We start from the raw sequence: 14,467 nt of genomic DNA, 5'->3' as shown, positions 1-14,467 counted from the left end.
TTATTTGCCGCGGAATACCCGTCGGCTCTCGTGCAGGACAGAACGGATACTCTTGCGGAAGATGAGCAGATAGCCGCCATAAAGTGCTGCATAACAAGCAAATCCCACCGCTGAAGGCAAAAGCCATGTAAAACAGACAAATCCCACTGAAAGAATACTTTCGGTGAGAACGCTGCGCAAAAACGACAATTCCAAGAAACGGGACAGTACCAATTCAGAGAGGATCTCACGGAATGCCACTGAAACCACCATAAATACAATAATCAGGTAAATATTGTGGAAAACATATCCTCCCAACAAGCTCAATCCAATGCTCACTCCAAAGCTGATTCCATTGATCCATAAAAGTGTCCGCTCGAGACGAAGCACTTTCATATAAGTGGTGCAGAGCAAATTCATCTTGCTGTCAAAGGTACACAGCGGCAAAAGCAGAACCAGATAGGTGAGGCTCTCTTCATACTGCGGTAACCATCTGCTCAGAATCACTTTCACCGGAATGTAGAATAAGAATGCCCCCGGCAAAACCAAATCCAGAAGGTCCCGAACCAACGAATAAAACTTTTTTAGGTTCTTGTCATTTGCCTGCCGCAAAACCGGAAACAGCACCATACTGGCCTGTGAAATGAAGAGCAGAAAAAAGTTTGCCAAAGAAACCGAAAAAGAAAATTTTCCGAAAGCATTAATTCCCCAGAGATTATCCACAACAAAACGCCCGCTGCCTAAAATCAGCATGCTTGCAATATTGGAAAGCATGAGCGTAATGCCGGTAAATACATTGATCTTCACTTCCGGCATTGCCTGAGCAATCGGAACTCCTTTATGGAAAACCATATCTCTGCCCTTGATCACGGTATAAATAAAGCTGATGGTCTTACCGGTCAAATACAGCAAAATAAAAGGAACAAAACTGCGTTCTTTATAAAAGAGCAGCACTAAAACTGCAACAATAAAGGACATCTTATCGATCAGGACGGAGGTGGAATAAACATTTACCCGATTCGTTGCCTGAAAGACATAGCAAAGCATTCCGCCTACATTGCCTACGACCATATAGGCAAACGTAATATAAAGGACAAACTGACGATTCGGATCAGAAATCTGCGTCATCGTATAGATAACACCGAAAATTGTCAGAATGATCTGAAACACTGCTGAAATCCAAAATTCTGTGCAAAGCAAAGAATCGTCTAGATCTTCATAGCGTTTCCCTCCGTAACGCAGATAGATGCCATCGATAAAGCCGAACGAAAAGAAGCCCACATAGGAAACATAAAACAGAAAGAGCTGCCAATAGCTAAACTGTTCTTCCCCGAGAATCTTTGGAACGACCAGAGACATCATCATGCTCAGCAAAAGAGAAATTCCTTGAACCGCAAACGCATAAATCAGATTGTGCATCACGGCCTTAATGCCGGAACGTTTTTCAGACATGAAATTGAACTCCTAAATGTTTAAAATCAGGATGTTTTTGATCTTTATCGCTCAAAAGAAGCTTCATATCTTTAGAGATCGGCCATTTCACTCCAACAGCGGGGTCATCCCATTTAAGGCCGCCCTCATCTTCAGGGTGATAATATTCATCACATTTATAGGTGAATTCCGCTTCATCAGAGAGCACCAAAAATCCGTGAGCAAAGCCACGCGGAATATAAAACTGACGTTTATTTTCAGCCGACAGGATCACTCCGGTCCACTTGCCGTAAGTATCACTACCTGCACGCAGATCGACCGCTACGTCAAAAACTTCTCCGGAAACGACTCGGACCAGCTTTCCCTGCGGATGATTCTTTTGAAAATGAAGCCCGCGTAAAACTCCCTTTGTGGATTTGGACTGATTGTCCTGCACAAAAGTCATACCAAGGCCTGCTGCTTTAAACTCTTCATATTCATAGGTCTCCATGAAATAGCCGCGTGAATCGCCAAAAACAGTCGGCTCAATAATATAAACACCTGAAATGTCAGTCTCTGTAAAACGAAATTTTCCCATTTTGACTCTGCCTCCAAAAATTAAAGCTTTTTACTGTCCCGCCGTCCGCGCACAATCGCGCGAATCTTTGCGCATTTTTGCTTTTCAAACAGGACTTTCATCATCAGCCAATGCTTTACCTCATGCTTTTCCTGCGAAAGATCGGAAAGATCCTCTGCATACTTCCGAATATAATAAGCGGAATTTCTTGCATAGTAATAGGTTCGCATCGGAGAATGATTATAAACATAAATTTTCTTCTGCAATCTTTTGATATGCAGAAGCTTTCCGAGATTCTCTAAAAAATCAACTTCATCCGCCCTGCCGAGCTGTTGGTGAAGGCAAACGGAATTGACACGCAAAATTCGATAGCCGCGCTTTTTCAGGCGAATACAAAAATCGTAATCCACATAATCGATAAAAAGGCGCTCATCAAATCCACCGATTTCTTTCCATGCTTTTATTGAAGTCATCCCGGCAGAAGTAATACAGCGTTCTACTTCTGTAAAAGGTTCTTTCAATTCCGGTAAGGAAAGAGATTCTCCTTTTTTTTCATAGAGAATCACCGGCGTGAAAATTGCGACATTTTTCTGCTCGATCTGCGAAAGATAAGCACCGACCAAATTTTCCTCACAGACAGAATCCTGATCCAACGTTATGACCCACTCAAAACCATCTTTTTCGGCCATCTCCATACAAGCATTGAGCGCTGCGGCGATTCCTTTATTTTCTCCCAATGGAATCAGCGAGACTTTCTTAAAAGAAGATAAAAAGTCTTGTACAGCAGATAAATTTTCAGAACCGTTATCCGCAAGATATAAATGCTCCACCTGTGGAGAAATATGCTTCAGATTCTGTTCCAAACGGGAAAGTTCCGAATTATAGAGAACAATTCCCGCGGCAATTTTGGGATTCATCGATTTGCGTACATCCTTTTATAATAATTCTGATAGTCACCGGAAGTCACATTTTTCATCCAGTCTTCATGATCAAGATACCACTGAAGCGTCTTTTTAATGCCGACCTCAAACGTCGTCTCCGGATACCAGCCAAGTGCATTTTTAATCTTGGTCGGGTCAATTCCGTAGCGGCGGTCGTGCCCTTTACGATCCGTCACATGGCGAATCAGGTCTTCGCTTACTGTATCGTCGACATGTTCTTTAATATACCCAATAATGGTCTTAACAATGAAGATATTCGGCCGCTCATTATGGCCGCCAATATTATAAACCTCACCCAAAACGCCGCCGTTGATGACCATATCAATCGCCTTGCAGTGATCTTCTACATAAAGCCAGTCACGAACTTGCATGCCGTCTCCGTAAATTGGAAGCTCTTTATGGCTGAGGGTATTATTCATAATCAACGGAATCAATTTTTCCGGGAACTGATAAGGCCCGTAGTTATTAGAACAGCGGGTAATATTAATCGGGAAATGGTAGGTATCAAAATAGGCCTTCACAAAAAGGTCTGCTGAAGCTTTACTGGAAGAATACGGGCTGTGCGGGCAAAGCGGTGTCGTCTCCATAAAGAAGCCTTCTTTGCCCAGAGCACCGTATACCTCATCTGTCGAAACCTGCAGATATTTGACCCCTTCACGATACTGATCGTCTCCGATCAGCCATGCATTTTTTGCGCAGTTCAAAAGATTAACCGTACCGAGCACATTGGTCTCCACAAAAATTTCCGGATTGGAAATGCTGCGGTCCACATGGCTTTCTGCCGCAAAGTTGACGACATAATCGATCTGATGCTCTTTGAAAACATTTGTTACTGCTTCTTTATCACGAATATCGGCCTGCACAAAAGAATATCTCGGATCATTTTCAATCTCTCTGAGGTTTTCCAGATTTCCTGCATACGTTAATTTATCCAGATTAATGATCGAAATATCGTCATATTTTTTTAGCATATAATGAATAAAGTTCGAACCGATAAATCCGGCGCCGCCGGTTACCAAATAGGTTTTTTTCATTCATATCCCTCTCATTTCTTTTAAGCTTTTTCGTTGATTTCAGTCAAATAGCGGCTCAGGGCATCCTGCCATGCTGGCAGCCTATGAAACCCATTTTCCACCAGTTTATCTTTGGACATTCTGGAGTTTTCCGGACGATGTGCTTTTGCCGGGTACTGATCACTTGGAATTGCATTCACCTTTGTAGAACGTCCGGCCTGACGAAAAATCTCTTTGGCAAAATCCGACCAGCTGCAATAACCCTCATTGGTTGCATGGTAAACGCCGTATTTTTCCGTTTCGGCCATATCGCAGAGAAGCGGCGCCAAGTCCGCTGTATAAGTAGGAGAACCAATCTGATCGCAAACGACCGAAACTTCATCATGTGTTTCGGACAAGCGCAGCATTGTCTTGATAAAGTTGTTCCCATTTTTGCCGAACACCCACGAAATTCGGACGATAAAATAGCGATTAAGCAGCGCTTGTACCGCTTTTTCACCTTCCAGTTTTGTTTCGCCGTAAACACTCAGCGGACCGGTAGGATCGTCTGGCTCATAAGCATGATCTCCCACGCCCGGAAAGACATAATCCGTACTGATATAAATCATTTTTGCATTGAGTTCTTTACAGACCTTTGCGATATTTCGCGGCCCTTCTTCATTGACTTTGCGGCAAAGATCAAGCTGTTCTTCCGCACGGTCCACCGCCGTAAACGCGGAACAATGAATCACGGTATCCGGATGATATTCTTTGATAAACTTTTCTGTTGCCTCTAAGTCTGTAATATCAAACTGCTCCAGATCAGCACCGATGCAGTCCATCTTTCTGCTCTTGAGCACTTTCATCACATCATAGCCAAGTTGACCTTTTACGCCTGTTACCAATACTTTCATAATCGGTTCCTTTCCAAAATCAATACCGAATTTTTCCTTCTAGCACTTTTTTTAAATGCACCCCATACGTAGACTTTCCGTAAAGATTGGCAGAGTCCAAAAGTTCTTTCGGACTGATCCAGCCGTTACGGAAAGCAATTTCTTCCGGAGCGGAAATTTGAATGCCCTGACGAGTCTCAATCACTTTGACAAACTCAGAAGCTTCATTGAGCGCGTCCATTGTGCCGGTATCAAGCCAGGCATATCCGCGCCCAAGTGTTACCACATTCAGAGTTCCCTCTTCCAGATATATTTTATTTAAATCAGTAATTTCCAGTTCGCCCCTTGCAGAAGGCTTTACGCGGTGCGCGTATTCGCAAACATGGCTGTCATAAAAATAGAGCCCAGTTACCGCATAGTTGGACTTTGGATGGCTTGGCTTTTCTTCCAGAGAGACAGCCCGTCCTTCCTCATCAAATTCAACGATTCCAAACCGCTCCGGATCCTCCACATAATAGCCGAAAACCGTCGCGCCGGATTTCTGAGCGGCTGCTTTGCGCAGATGGTCTCCCAGTCCGCTTCCATAAAAGATATTATCTCCCAGCACCATTGCGCAAGAGTCCCCATTAATGAATTCTTCTCCCAAAAGAAATGCCTGGGCAAGTCCATCGGGAGAGGGCTGTTCTTTATAAGAAAGATGGACCCCGTATTTGGAGCCGTCCCCTAAAAGCCGTTCAAAATTCGGCAGATCTTGCGGCGTAGAAATAATAAGGATATCACGAATTCCCGCCAACATTAAGGTGGAAAGCGGATAATAAATCATTGGTTTATCATAGATTGGAAGCAGCTGTTTGGAAGTAACCATCGTAAGCGGATAAAGCCGCGTACCGGAACCCCCTGCAAGAATAATTCCTTTCATCAGAAAAAAGCCCCTTTCTTATTTTTTCTCTGAGCTTTAAATTTTATAAAAGTGCTTATTTTACGAATCCTTGTTTGATGGAAGCGATGCCCTTTGCGGATCATTTCTCCATTTTTTAAAATACAAAAGCATCGAAGAAATCTGAATCTTCAAAAAATGAAAGCTTTTGGAACTGGCACGCTCCCAGAGATGTGTTACACTGGTAAACGGGCAAAACAAAACTTCTCCGTACTTTTGGGCTCTTCTGGTAAGATCGGCATCCTCAAAATACATAAAGAAATCATCGTCAAAACCGCCGAGCTTTTTTAGAATATCCGTACGGATCACAGAAAAACACCCCGTACAAAAATCAATCGGGGTCGGCTCTGTCAGCTTTTCATTTTTCATGGTGTATTCTGCACGCCACTTGGGAAATGGCCCCCCGAGTCTTTCCAGTCTACCGCCCAATAAATAGCGGATTTTCGGGCGGCGTTTGGGCAGAAACTGCTCCGACCCATCCTCATTTAAAATCTGCGGCGTTACCATAACTGCCTCCGGATGGTTGTCCAGATATTCACAAAGCTTTGGAATCGAATCTTCCCGAACGCTGATATCGGGATTGACAATCGCATGATACTGAGAATCAATTTTCTCGATAATCTGATTATGTCCGTGGCCGAAGCCTTTATTTTCTTTGGAACGCAAAACCGTTACAGTTGGATAATGCTGCTCAATCCACTCTGCCGTGCCATCTGTGGAACAGTTGTCCAAAATGACCACTTGACATTCTTCCGGTGAAAAAAAAGAAGTCAGCTGAGAAAGCAGCCGTCCAATTTCATTTTTACTGTTATAAGTGACAATCCCAACGGAATATCGGTACATGAAAACACCCTTCCCCTGATTCTTCATCGGAAGCAGGTCCTGAAATTCGTGTGAAAATTTTATCTTAAACTTCATAATTCACATAATTCAACCAATATTTACAGTCTTATTAAGTATATACAAAATGAATTTCAAATGCAAGACTTATAAAATGAACGTTTTGTAACGTCAAAATGTTCCATTTTTTCTATTAATCCGTCGAGAATAAATGCTTAAACTTATGCTCCAGATTTTAATATTGTGTTTCTTAATCTGTAAAAAGCTTCTAAATTAAAGTGTAAAAAAATGTATCTTTTCATTGAATTTTGTAAAAATGACTTTTATAATGAGTACATATGTATAAAAAAGGAAAAGTTGCATTTTGAACTGTTGAATTGCTCTAGCTAGAAAGAGGCCTTTTCTTTTTCTGTAAAATTCTTTTTAAGGAAGGCGGCAATTAAATGAATTCCCCCGAAAATGAATTTTCCACTTTGCAATCCTATCCTATTTTTGCTCTCTCCTCGAGTCAGAAAAACATCTGGAACTTAGAGCAACTTTATTCTGGCACTCCAATGAACGTTATTACGACTTCTCTTTCCATTAATGGATCTTTTAAAATTCCTTTTTTGATAGAGGCAATTCAACTTGTTTTAAAAAGTGATTCTGCTCTACGCATTCAAATTCATCAAAAAAACGAAACTCCTATTCAAAGAGTCTCTCCATATACAAAGCCATTGATCCCAGTATTTGATTTTTCACAAACGGGAAAAGAGGGACTTTTATCCTGGGAAAAAGCAGTGGCTCATGAAGCATTTCCGATCAATGACCACCCGCTTTTTTATTTTTCTGTTTTTAAAACCGGAGAGACAAGCGGTGGTGTGCTTTTTAAAATTCATCATCTGATTTCGGATGGGTGGTCTCAAACGCTGATCGCCAACCGTATCGCTTCCATTTATCAGGCACTTTTAAATGGAAAAGCCCTCCCCAAAACCTCTTTTCCAGACTATTCGGAACATTTAAAGCGGGAACAGATGTATCTGGATTCTGAAATACAGAAATCGGATGAAGTTTTCTGGAAAAAGCAAGCTTCTCTTTTTAAAGGAAGCAACTTTTTAAAAAAGCAGACTCTTTCTGCAAAAAGCACTGTGGGCAACCGAAAATTTTTTGTCCTCCCTGATGAATTAGACAAAACTTTAAAAGGATTTTGTCAGCAAAATCATATTGCTCCATTTCTGCTTTTCTACGCGGCACTTGCAATTTATCAGCAAAAGATATCCGACTCCCAAAATATCTGCATTGGAGTCCCAATTTTAAACCGCCCAACCTTTCTGGAAAAACAAATGACCGGCATGTTTGTCAGCACCCTCCCATTTGTTTTTGAAATAGACGAATCCGAGACATTTGAAGAATTGATTCAAAATCTTGCCATATCCTGGTATGATTTACTGCGTCACCAACAATATCCTTTTCAGAAAATCACAGAACTTTTCAGAAAATCAATTTCCGGAACCGATCGAATTTTTCAAGTGGCGCTCTCCTACCAGGATACTCATCTTATTTCTGCCGAATCTTCTTCTCTGAATTTTTCCGGGTACTGGTTTTACAGCGGCTGTCAGGCAGAAGCTTTGGTCATTCATTTAGGCAATTTAAAGGTAGGGAGCCGCCTCTCTATCGACTATGATTACAGGGTACAGCTTTTTTCTGAAAAAGAAATCACAAATCTTCATGAATCTTTGATAGAGATTTTAAAAGCAGCAATCGAATCGCCGCAAAAAGTACTCGCTCAGCTTCCGATTCTTTCAAAAGCGGAACAGGAAAAAATTCTTTTTCAATTTAATAAAAATCAGGCACCGATAAAGCCGGGCAGTCTCTATGAAAATCTTTTGAAAGCAGCCGAAGGAACTCCGCAAAAGGCCGCTCTGATCTGTGAAAATACCCAACTTTCTTTTGGGCAGTTATTTTCGATTGCAGAAAATTTTGCATCTGCAATTCATTCATTTTGTCCAAATGGCCATGAATTGATTGCTGTCACCCTCCCGAAAGGATTCCTCTTAATTGCCGCCATGATTGGAATTGCTCAATCCGGAAATGCGTGGGTCCTGCTCCCTCAGGAATTTCCATCCGAACGTCTGAAAGTTCTTTTAAAGGAAAGCGGAGCCGCTCTTTGGATCTGCGACGAAACAAATCTGGGAAAAGCCCCTATGCTGACAAAAATCCCTTTTCTGTCCGCAGAAGCAGTTTCTTTAAAAGAAGCTTTCTTTTCCGCTTTACCAGTTTCTCAGGATTCGCTTGCCTATGTGGTTTATACCTCCGGCAGCACTGGTACCCCTAAAGGAGTAGAAATCGAGCAGAAGAGCCTCCTTAATTTTGCATCTGGAATGGCAGCGATTTATGAGGGAAAAACCGTTTTATCAATCTGCAATATCGGCTTTGACGCTTTTTTGCTCGAAAGCATCTGTGCTCTTTTAAATGGATGCACCGTCGTTCTGGCAACGCAAAAAGAGCAGGAAAATCCAGATGAACTCGCCCGATTGATTCTTACTCAAAACGTATCGTTTCTTTCAACGACTCCATCCCGTCTGGCAGCCTATCTGCAAGATCAGACATTTGCAGATTCTATTTCGGGGCTGGAAGGAATCCTCTGCGGCGGAGAATCGATTCCATGGGAACTCATCGAAACACTAAAGTCTAAAACCCATGCCAAAATTTACAATCAATATGGTCCATCCGAAGCCACTATCGGAGTCAGTCTGCAGCTCTTAAATTCAGAAAGCATTCTCACTGCGGGAACCCCCATGCAGAACTGTTCTCTCTATATTCTGAATTCCCATCTACAGCCTTTACCGATCGGCGTTTCCGGAGAACTTTTTATCGGAGGGGTATGCCTAAGCAGAGGCTATCGCGGCAGAAAAGATCTGACCGAATCCGCCTTCTGCAAAAATCCATTTGTGCCGGGAGAACGGCTTTATAAGACAGGCGATCTTGCCCATTTTACTGCCGATGGAAAAATCATCTTAGATGGCCGGAAAGATCAACAAATTAAACTTCGCGGCTATCGGATGGAACCGCAAGAAATTATTTCCTGCCTAACTTCTCACCCACAAATAAAGGAAGCCGCCCTGCGCCTTTTTCATCAGGGAGAAGCCTCTTATCTTGCGGCTTATTACACTTCGGATTCCGATTTATCTGAAACGCAACTGATCTCCTATATGGCTTCCTATCTGCCCGCTCCAATGATTCCCACAGTATTTATAAAAATGTCCGCTCTTCCGCTCACTACAAATGGAAAAGTAGATGAGAAGCGATTGCCAAAGCCGCAAGCAAAAGCGGGAGATGCTTTGGCAGAAACTGCTGTACAAAAAACGCTGCTGCAAATTTTCAGCCATGTGCTGAAGCAGGAATCTTTAAACATTGACAGCGACTATTTTCTTTCAGGCGGAGATTCTCTCAACGCGATGGGAACTCTTTGTCAAATTCACGATCAACTGGGAGTCTCTCTAAAGATTTCAGATCTTTACGCTTTTCGCACGGTACGTCGTCTGGAAAAGAAAGTGCAGGAAGAGCGCTCCCAATGCGGGATTTCGGTCTCTCAAAAGATTCAGCCGGCGCCGCTTTATGAGAGTTATCCGCTTTCTCCGGCGCAGAAAAGTCTCTATTTTCAGTCTCAGCTCGATCCTCAGAAGATTTCTTACAATATGCCGGGTGCTTTTCTTTTCTTCGAAAAGCCGGATGAATCCTTGCTCGAAAACGCTTTTTGCGAACTAATTGCCGACGAGGAGATCTTCCGAACTGCTTTTTATATGAATGAGTCAGAACCGCGTCAAAAGATCCTGGAAGATGTTCCTTTCCGTCTACAGCATCTGGAGGACGAAACCTTCCAAAAGGCGGCCGACCATTTTGTCCATCCGTTCGAGCTTGATAAACCGCCTCTTCTCCGTGCTGCACTCTGGAATTCTCCAAAAAGCGAATGGATTCTCTTTATCGATTCGCATCACATTATCGGAGACGCCCTCAGCACGCCGCTTCTTTTGCAGCGTCTCAACGCCCGCTACTGTGGGGACCCAAAAGAGCCACAGAGAATCTTCTATAAAGACTATGCCTATCTGCTGGAAAATCAGAAGCCGTCCAGCTCCGCACATTTTTCCTACTGGGAAAAAGCACTTTCAGGCGTACCGGATTTTCTGGATATTCCTTTGGATTTTGCACGTCCAAAACAGTTTGACTATTGTGGAGACTCTATCGAATTCTCGCTCAGTCATGATCTCAGCGAGAAGTGTCAAAAATATTGTCAGAAAAACGATCTTTCTTTCTTCACCTTTTTCATTGGAGTTTATGGGATTCTGCTCTCAAAATGGAGCGGAACAGAAGATTTTCTAGTTGGTACTCCGGTCTCGAACCGGCCTGATCCCGCACTTCAAAATGTTCTGGGTGTTTTTATTCATTCCCTGCCCTTAAGAATTACCCCTCAGCGCAAAGAGACCTGTTCACAATATTTTTCTGATTTAAAAGAATCCGTAATCGGACTTTTGGATCATCCCAGCATTTCCATGGAAGAACTGATTTCCATCACAGGCGCACAGCGTGATCTAAGCCGCAACGCTCTTTTTAATATTCTCTTCTCTTATCGGCCAATTTCTGAAAAAGCATTTCAGTTTCATGGAAAGCCATTAAAATATCTGCCCATTCCTACCAAAACCGCAAAGCTTGATCTCAACATGGAAGCGCGCAATGAAAATGGGCAATTTGTTTTCTATCTGGAATATGCGAAGACTTTATTCCTTCCGGAAACGATTCAGCTTCTCTCCAGAAGTTACTGCACACTGGTAGAACGTATTCTGCAAAATGATCAGCAGGAGCTCTATGATTTAGACCCGACCTCCGAGAAAGATCGTCTGGAGCTTCTCGTTCTCCCGAATCGTATGAGCATGCCCTATCTAAACGAATGTATGGATCAGATTTTTGATGAAACTGCGGCGATCATTCCAAACTCTCCTGCAATCCGCTGTCATGGGCATACGACTACCTTTGCACAATTAAAAGCCCGCTCTGATTCTCTTGCCGGACAGCTGCAGCGAGCAGGCGTAAAGCACGGCGATTATGTCGCATTGGCAGCTTCCAGAGACTCCGACCTCGTTGCGGGAATGTTGGGCATTTTAAAAGCAGGCGCCGCCTATATGCCGATCCTTTCCAATTTTCCGAAAGAACGCATCTGCTATATGCTGAATATTTCGGGCGCAAAGCTGCTTTTTTGCGATTCGGATACGCAAAAAGAACTTCCAGATGACCTTCCCTGTAAAATTTTAACGATGACAGAGGAAATTGTCCCCCTTCTGCCTGTTTCGGGACGTTCCCCAGAAGACGCTATCCATATCCTCTTTACATCAGGTTCTACCGGCAAGCCAAAAGGAGCTGTTCTTCCCCACCGCGCTCTAGCAAATCTTTTGGGCACCATGCGGCAGGTTTTTAAGAACGTTCGCGGAGCAAGTCTTTGTATTGCCGGTGTGATTTTTGATACGTTTATTACAGAAACACTTCTGACCTTTGCAATGGGAAGATGCTGCGTCATGGCAGATGAAAACGAAATGCTTTTGCCTTGGGAAATTGCCCGCCTTGTCCGTGAAGAGCATGTCGAATTTTTACAGTTCACCCCTACAAGGCTTCAGATGTGTTTAAATAACGAGGAATTTCTCAGTGTTTTGCCTCAAATCAAGCTATTATTTTCCTGCGGAGAACTGCTGACTCCTCAGCTTTTGGAATCCCTGCGAAAAACCGGTGTTGAACAAATTTATAATCTCTATGGACCAACAGAAGTAACCGTTTATATGACCTGTATTGACATGACACACCGCAAAAAGATTTCCGTCGGAAAAGCGATTCCAAATTGTCACACCTATGTCTTAGACGAAAATCTGCGTCCGGTTATGCCGACTGCACGCGGTGAACTTTATATTGGCGGAGACTGTCTTTCTATTGGTTATGTAAACCGGCCGGATCTGACAAAGAATTCTTATCTTCCAGACCCGTTCTGTCCGGGAAGTCGAATGTATAAATCCGGAGATATTATTCGGATGCTGCCCGATCGCTCCTTTGACTTTGTAGAGCGCCGGGATTTACAAGTCAAATTAAACGGTCAGCGTGTGGAACTGGACGAAATTGCAGGACAAATCCTTGCTTCAAAATTGGTAGCAGAGGCAGCTGTGATCGCAGTTCGCAGCGAAATTGCCATGGAACTTCGCGCTTTTGTCGTGCCCAAAAAAGGACAGTCTTCTCCTGATCTTTCCGCACTAAAATCATTTCTTTCTGAAAAGCTTCCAAAATATATGATTCCCTCTACTTTTATTGTTTTGGAATCCCTGCCGAGAACCGCCAGCGGAAAAACAGACCGGCAAGCTTTAAAAGCTTACCGGGTGGATTCTGCGGCCTCTATTCCTCCTCAAAAGGGCAGTTGTCCTCCTATTTTGCCACAAAAGGAGATACGACCTTCTTCCGATGGATCGCACGATTCTCCTACCGAAGAAATTCTCTTAGAAATTTGGACTTCTGTCCTCAACCGCGAAAGCTTGAACCCTAATAAGTCCTTCTTCGATCAGGGAGGAACCTCTTTAACCGCACTGACAATCCTCAGCCGTTATTTTCGAAAAGGCTGGGCGATAACGCTGGCACAGTTTTACGAGGCGCCCACTCTAAACGGTCAGCTAAAGCTGTTATCGAAAGGATCTGGCAATTTCCCTAAAACAGAGCTTTATAAAAAGCCGACAGGATTAGAAGTCTCCTCTTCGACAATTTCTCAAATCAACTCGGAATTTTCAGCTTCTCCAACTAAAAAAAGCGCTGTGTTTTTAACAGGCAGTACCGGATTTTTAGGCGCTCATTTGCTAAAAGAACTGATAGATAATGGATTCCAAAAATTATATTGCCTTGTGCGTGGCGGAGAGCCGGAGCGTCTGTTTCAAATTCTCTCCGACTATTTTGGGGAACAATGGGTCTCCCAAAACAAACAAAAGCTAACCATTCTGGATGGGAATCTTTGCCGTCCGCTGATGGGGCTTTCGGAAAATACTTTAAATGAACTGACCCACTCTGTCGGAACCATTCTTCACGCAGCGGCCGATGTCCGCCATTACGCAGAAGAAACTCTTTCTCTCCGCACGAATGTAGACGGTACGGTACAGGCAATCCATCTCGCCCAGAAAATCGGTGCAGAACTGCTCCATATTTCCACTGCCAGCGTCTGTGGTGATTATCTTCTGGATCATCCCTCAAAGGAAGTTCGCTTTACAGAAAACGATTTGGATATTGGGCAAAACTGGGAAGAAAATCTCTATATAAAAGGAAAGTTCCTGGCAGAGCAAAAAATATTCTCTGCCGCTTCTCATGGGCTTCACGCACAGATTTTTCGAATCGGAAGACTTGTCGGACGCAGCCAAGATGGAAAATTCCAGCGCAATCCGAAGAGCAATGCTTTCTATGGGTTTTTGCGCGGTCTGCTGCTTTTAAACTGCGTCCCGGATTCTTTTAAAAATATTCCGATTGAACTTTGCCCTGTTGATGAATGTGCAAAAGCGATCGTACTGCTTTCTCTTCATTCCAGCGCAAAATCTCCTGCGGTCTATCATTTACTGAATCCGCACACCTGGCCATTATGGAAATTAGTCCATGCACTTTCTCCATCCGCCCAGATCGTGGAAGATTCCATATTTGAAAAACGAATGCTGCAAAAAGTGGAGCAGCTTCCTGAACTTTTAATTGCTCCTCTCATAGAAATCTGGAACCGTTCCCGCAGCAAACCGGTACATATCATTCCCTCCTGCGAACAAACGGTTACGCATTTACAACAACTAGGATTCGAATGGAAAAATCCAGAACCGACCGTCTTATTAAAGCAATTTCTTCAATTCGACTCTTAAAGGAGGCAA

General features: G+C 43.2%; 8 protein-coding genes. 1 reads left to right on the top strand and 7 read right to left on the bottom strand.

Annotated elements, in window-relative coordinates:
* The 7 genes from ACVS9P_RS03400 to ACVS9P_RS03370 are packed head-to-tail and all read right to left on the bottom strand — an operon-like array spanning position 1 to position 6,572.
* Positions 1-1,431, bottom strand: coding sequence for a hypothetical protein (locus ACVS9P_RS03400; RefSeq protein ID WP_452104235.1), 1,431 nt, complete (start codon positions 1,429-1,431; stop codon positions 1-3).
* Positions 1,424-1,987 carry a dTDP-4-dehydrorhamnose 3,5-epimerase gene (rfbC, locus tag ACVS9P_RS03395; protein WP_452104234.1) on the bottom strand — a complete coding sequence of 188 codons (564 nt, stop codon included), beginning with the start codon at positions 1,985-1,987 and terminating at the stop codon, positions 1,424-1,426. Before rfbC ends, ACVS9P_RS03400 begins: the two co-directional genes overlap by 8 nt.
* Positions 1,988-2,007: 20 nt before the next feature.
* Entirely contained in the window at positions 2,008-2,883 is an 876-nt protein-coding gene (locus ACVS9P_RS03390; protein WP_452104233.1) for a glycosyltransferase family 2 protein, read from the bottom strand.
* The gene (gene rfbB / locus ACVS9P_RS03385; protein ID WP_452104232.1) at positions 2,880-3,941 is read right to left on the bottom strand and encodes a dTDP-glucose 4,6-dehydratase; all 1,062 of its coding nucleotides are present in this window, start codon (positions 3,939-3,941) and stop codon (positions 2,880-2,882) included. Before rfbB ends, ACVS9P_RS03390 begins: the two co-directional genes overlap by 4 nt.
* Positions 3,942-3,961: 20 nt before the next feature.
* A complete protein-coding gene (rfbD, locus tag ACVS9P_RS03380; protein ID WP_452104231.1) occupies positions 3,962-4,813 on the bottom strand; it encodes a dTDP-4-dehydrorhamnose reductase in 852 nt (283 codons plus the stop codon).
* Between the two features lie 19 nt (positions 4,814-4,832).
* On the bottom strand, positions 4,833-5,711 hold the full coding sequence (rfbA, locus tag ACVS9P_RS03375) for a glucose-1-phosphate thymidylyltransferase RfbA (protein ID WP_452104230.1): 879 nt from the start codon (positions 5,709-5,711) through the stop codon (positions 4,833-4,835).
* Positions 5,712-5,771: 60 nt separating this feature from the next.
* The gene (locus tag ACVS9P_RS03370; protein ID WP_452104229.1) at positions 5,772-6,572 is read right to left on the bottom strand and encodes a glycosyltransferase family 2 protein; all 801 of its coding nucleotides are present in this window, start codon (positions 6,570-6,572) and stop codon (positions 5,772-5,774) included.
* A gap of 440 nt (positions 6,573-7,012) precedes the next feature.
* On the opposite strand from ACVS9P_RS03370, the gene ACVS9P_RS03365 reads away from it, so the two are divergent.
* On the top strand, positions 7,013-14,458 hold the full coding sequence (locus ACVS9P_RS03365; RefSeq protein WP_452104228.1) for an amino acid adenylation domain-containing protein: 7,446 nt from the start codon (positions 7,013-7,015) through the stop codon (positions 14,456-14,458).
* Positions 14,459-14,467: the final 9 nt, after the last annotated feature.

It is taken from the genome of Caproicibacterium sp. NSD3 (genome assembly GCF_053613275.1).
This window is presented reverse-complemented; position numbering and strand designations above follow the sequence as displayed.

What these genes read in the sequence shown, in the direction of transcription:
- ACVS9P_RS03400 (WP_452104235.1), bottom strand. Translation starts at nt 1,431, where the DNA reads ATGTCTGAAAAACGTTCCGGCATTAAGGCCGTGATGCACAATCTGATT.
- rfbC (WP_452104234.1), bottom strand. Translation starts at nt 1,987, where the DNA reads ATGGGAAAATTTCGTTTTACAGAGACTGACATTTCAGGTGTTTATATT.
- ACVS9P_RS03390 (WP_452104233.1), bottom strand. Translation starts at nt 2,883, where the DNA reads ATGAATCCCAAAATTGCCGCGGGAATTGTTCTCTATAATTCGGAACTT.
- rfbB (WP_452104232.1), bottom strand. Translation starts at nt 3,941, where the DNA reads ATGAAAAAAACCTATTTGGTAACCGGCGGCGCCGGATTTATCGGTTCG.
- rfbD (WP_452104231.1), bottom strand. Translation starts at nt 4,813, where the DNA reads ATGAAAGTATTGGTAACAGGCGTAAAAGGTCAACTTGGCTATGATGTG.
- rfbA (WP_452104230.1), bottom strand. Translation starts at nt 5,711, where the DNA reads ATGAAAGGAATTATTCTTGCAGGGGGTTCCGGTACGCGGCTTTATCCG.
- ACVS9P_RS03370 (WP_452104229.1), bottom strand. Translation starts at nt 6,572, where the DNA reads ATGTACCGATATTCCGTTGGGATTGTCACTTATAACAGTAAAAATGAA.
- ACVS9P_RS03365 (WP_452104228.1), top strand. Translation starts at nt 7,013, where the DNA reads ATGAATTCCCCCGAAAATGAATTTTCCACTTTGCAATCCTATCCTATT.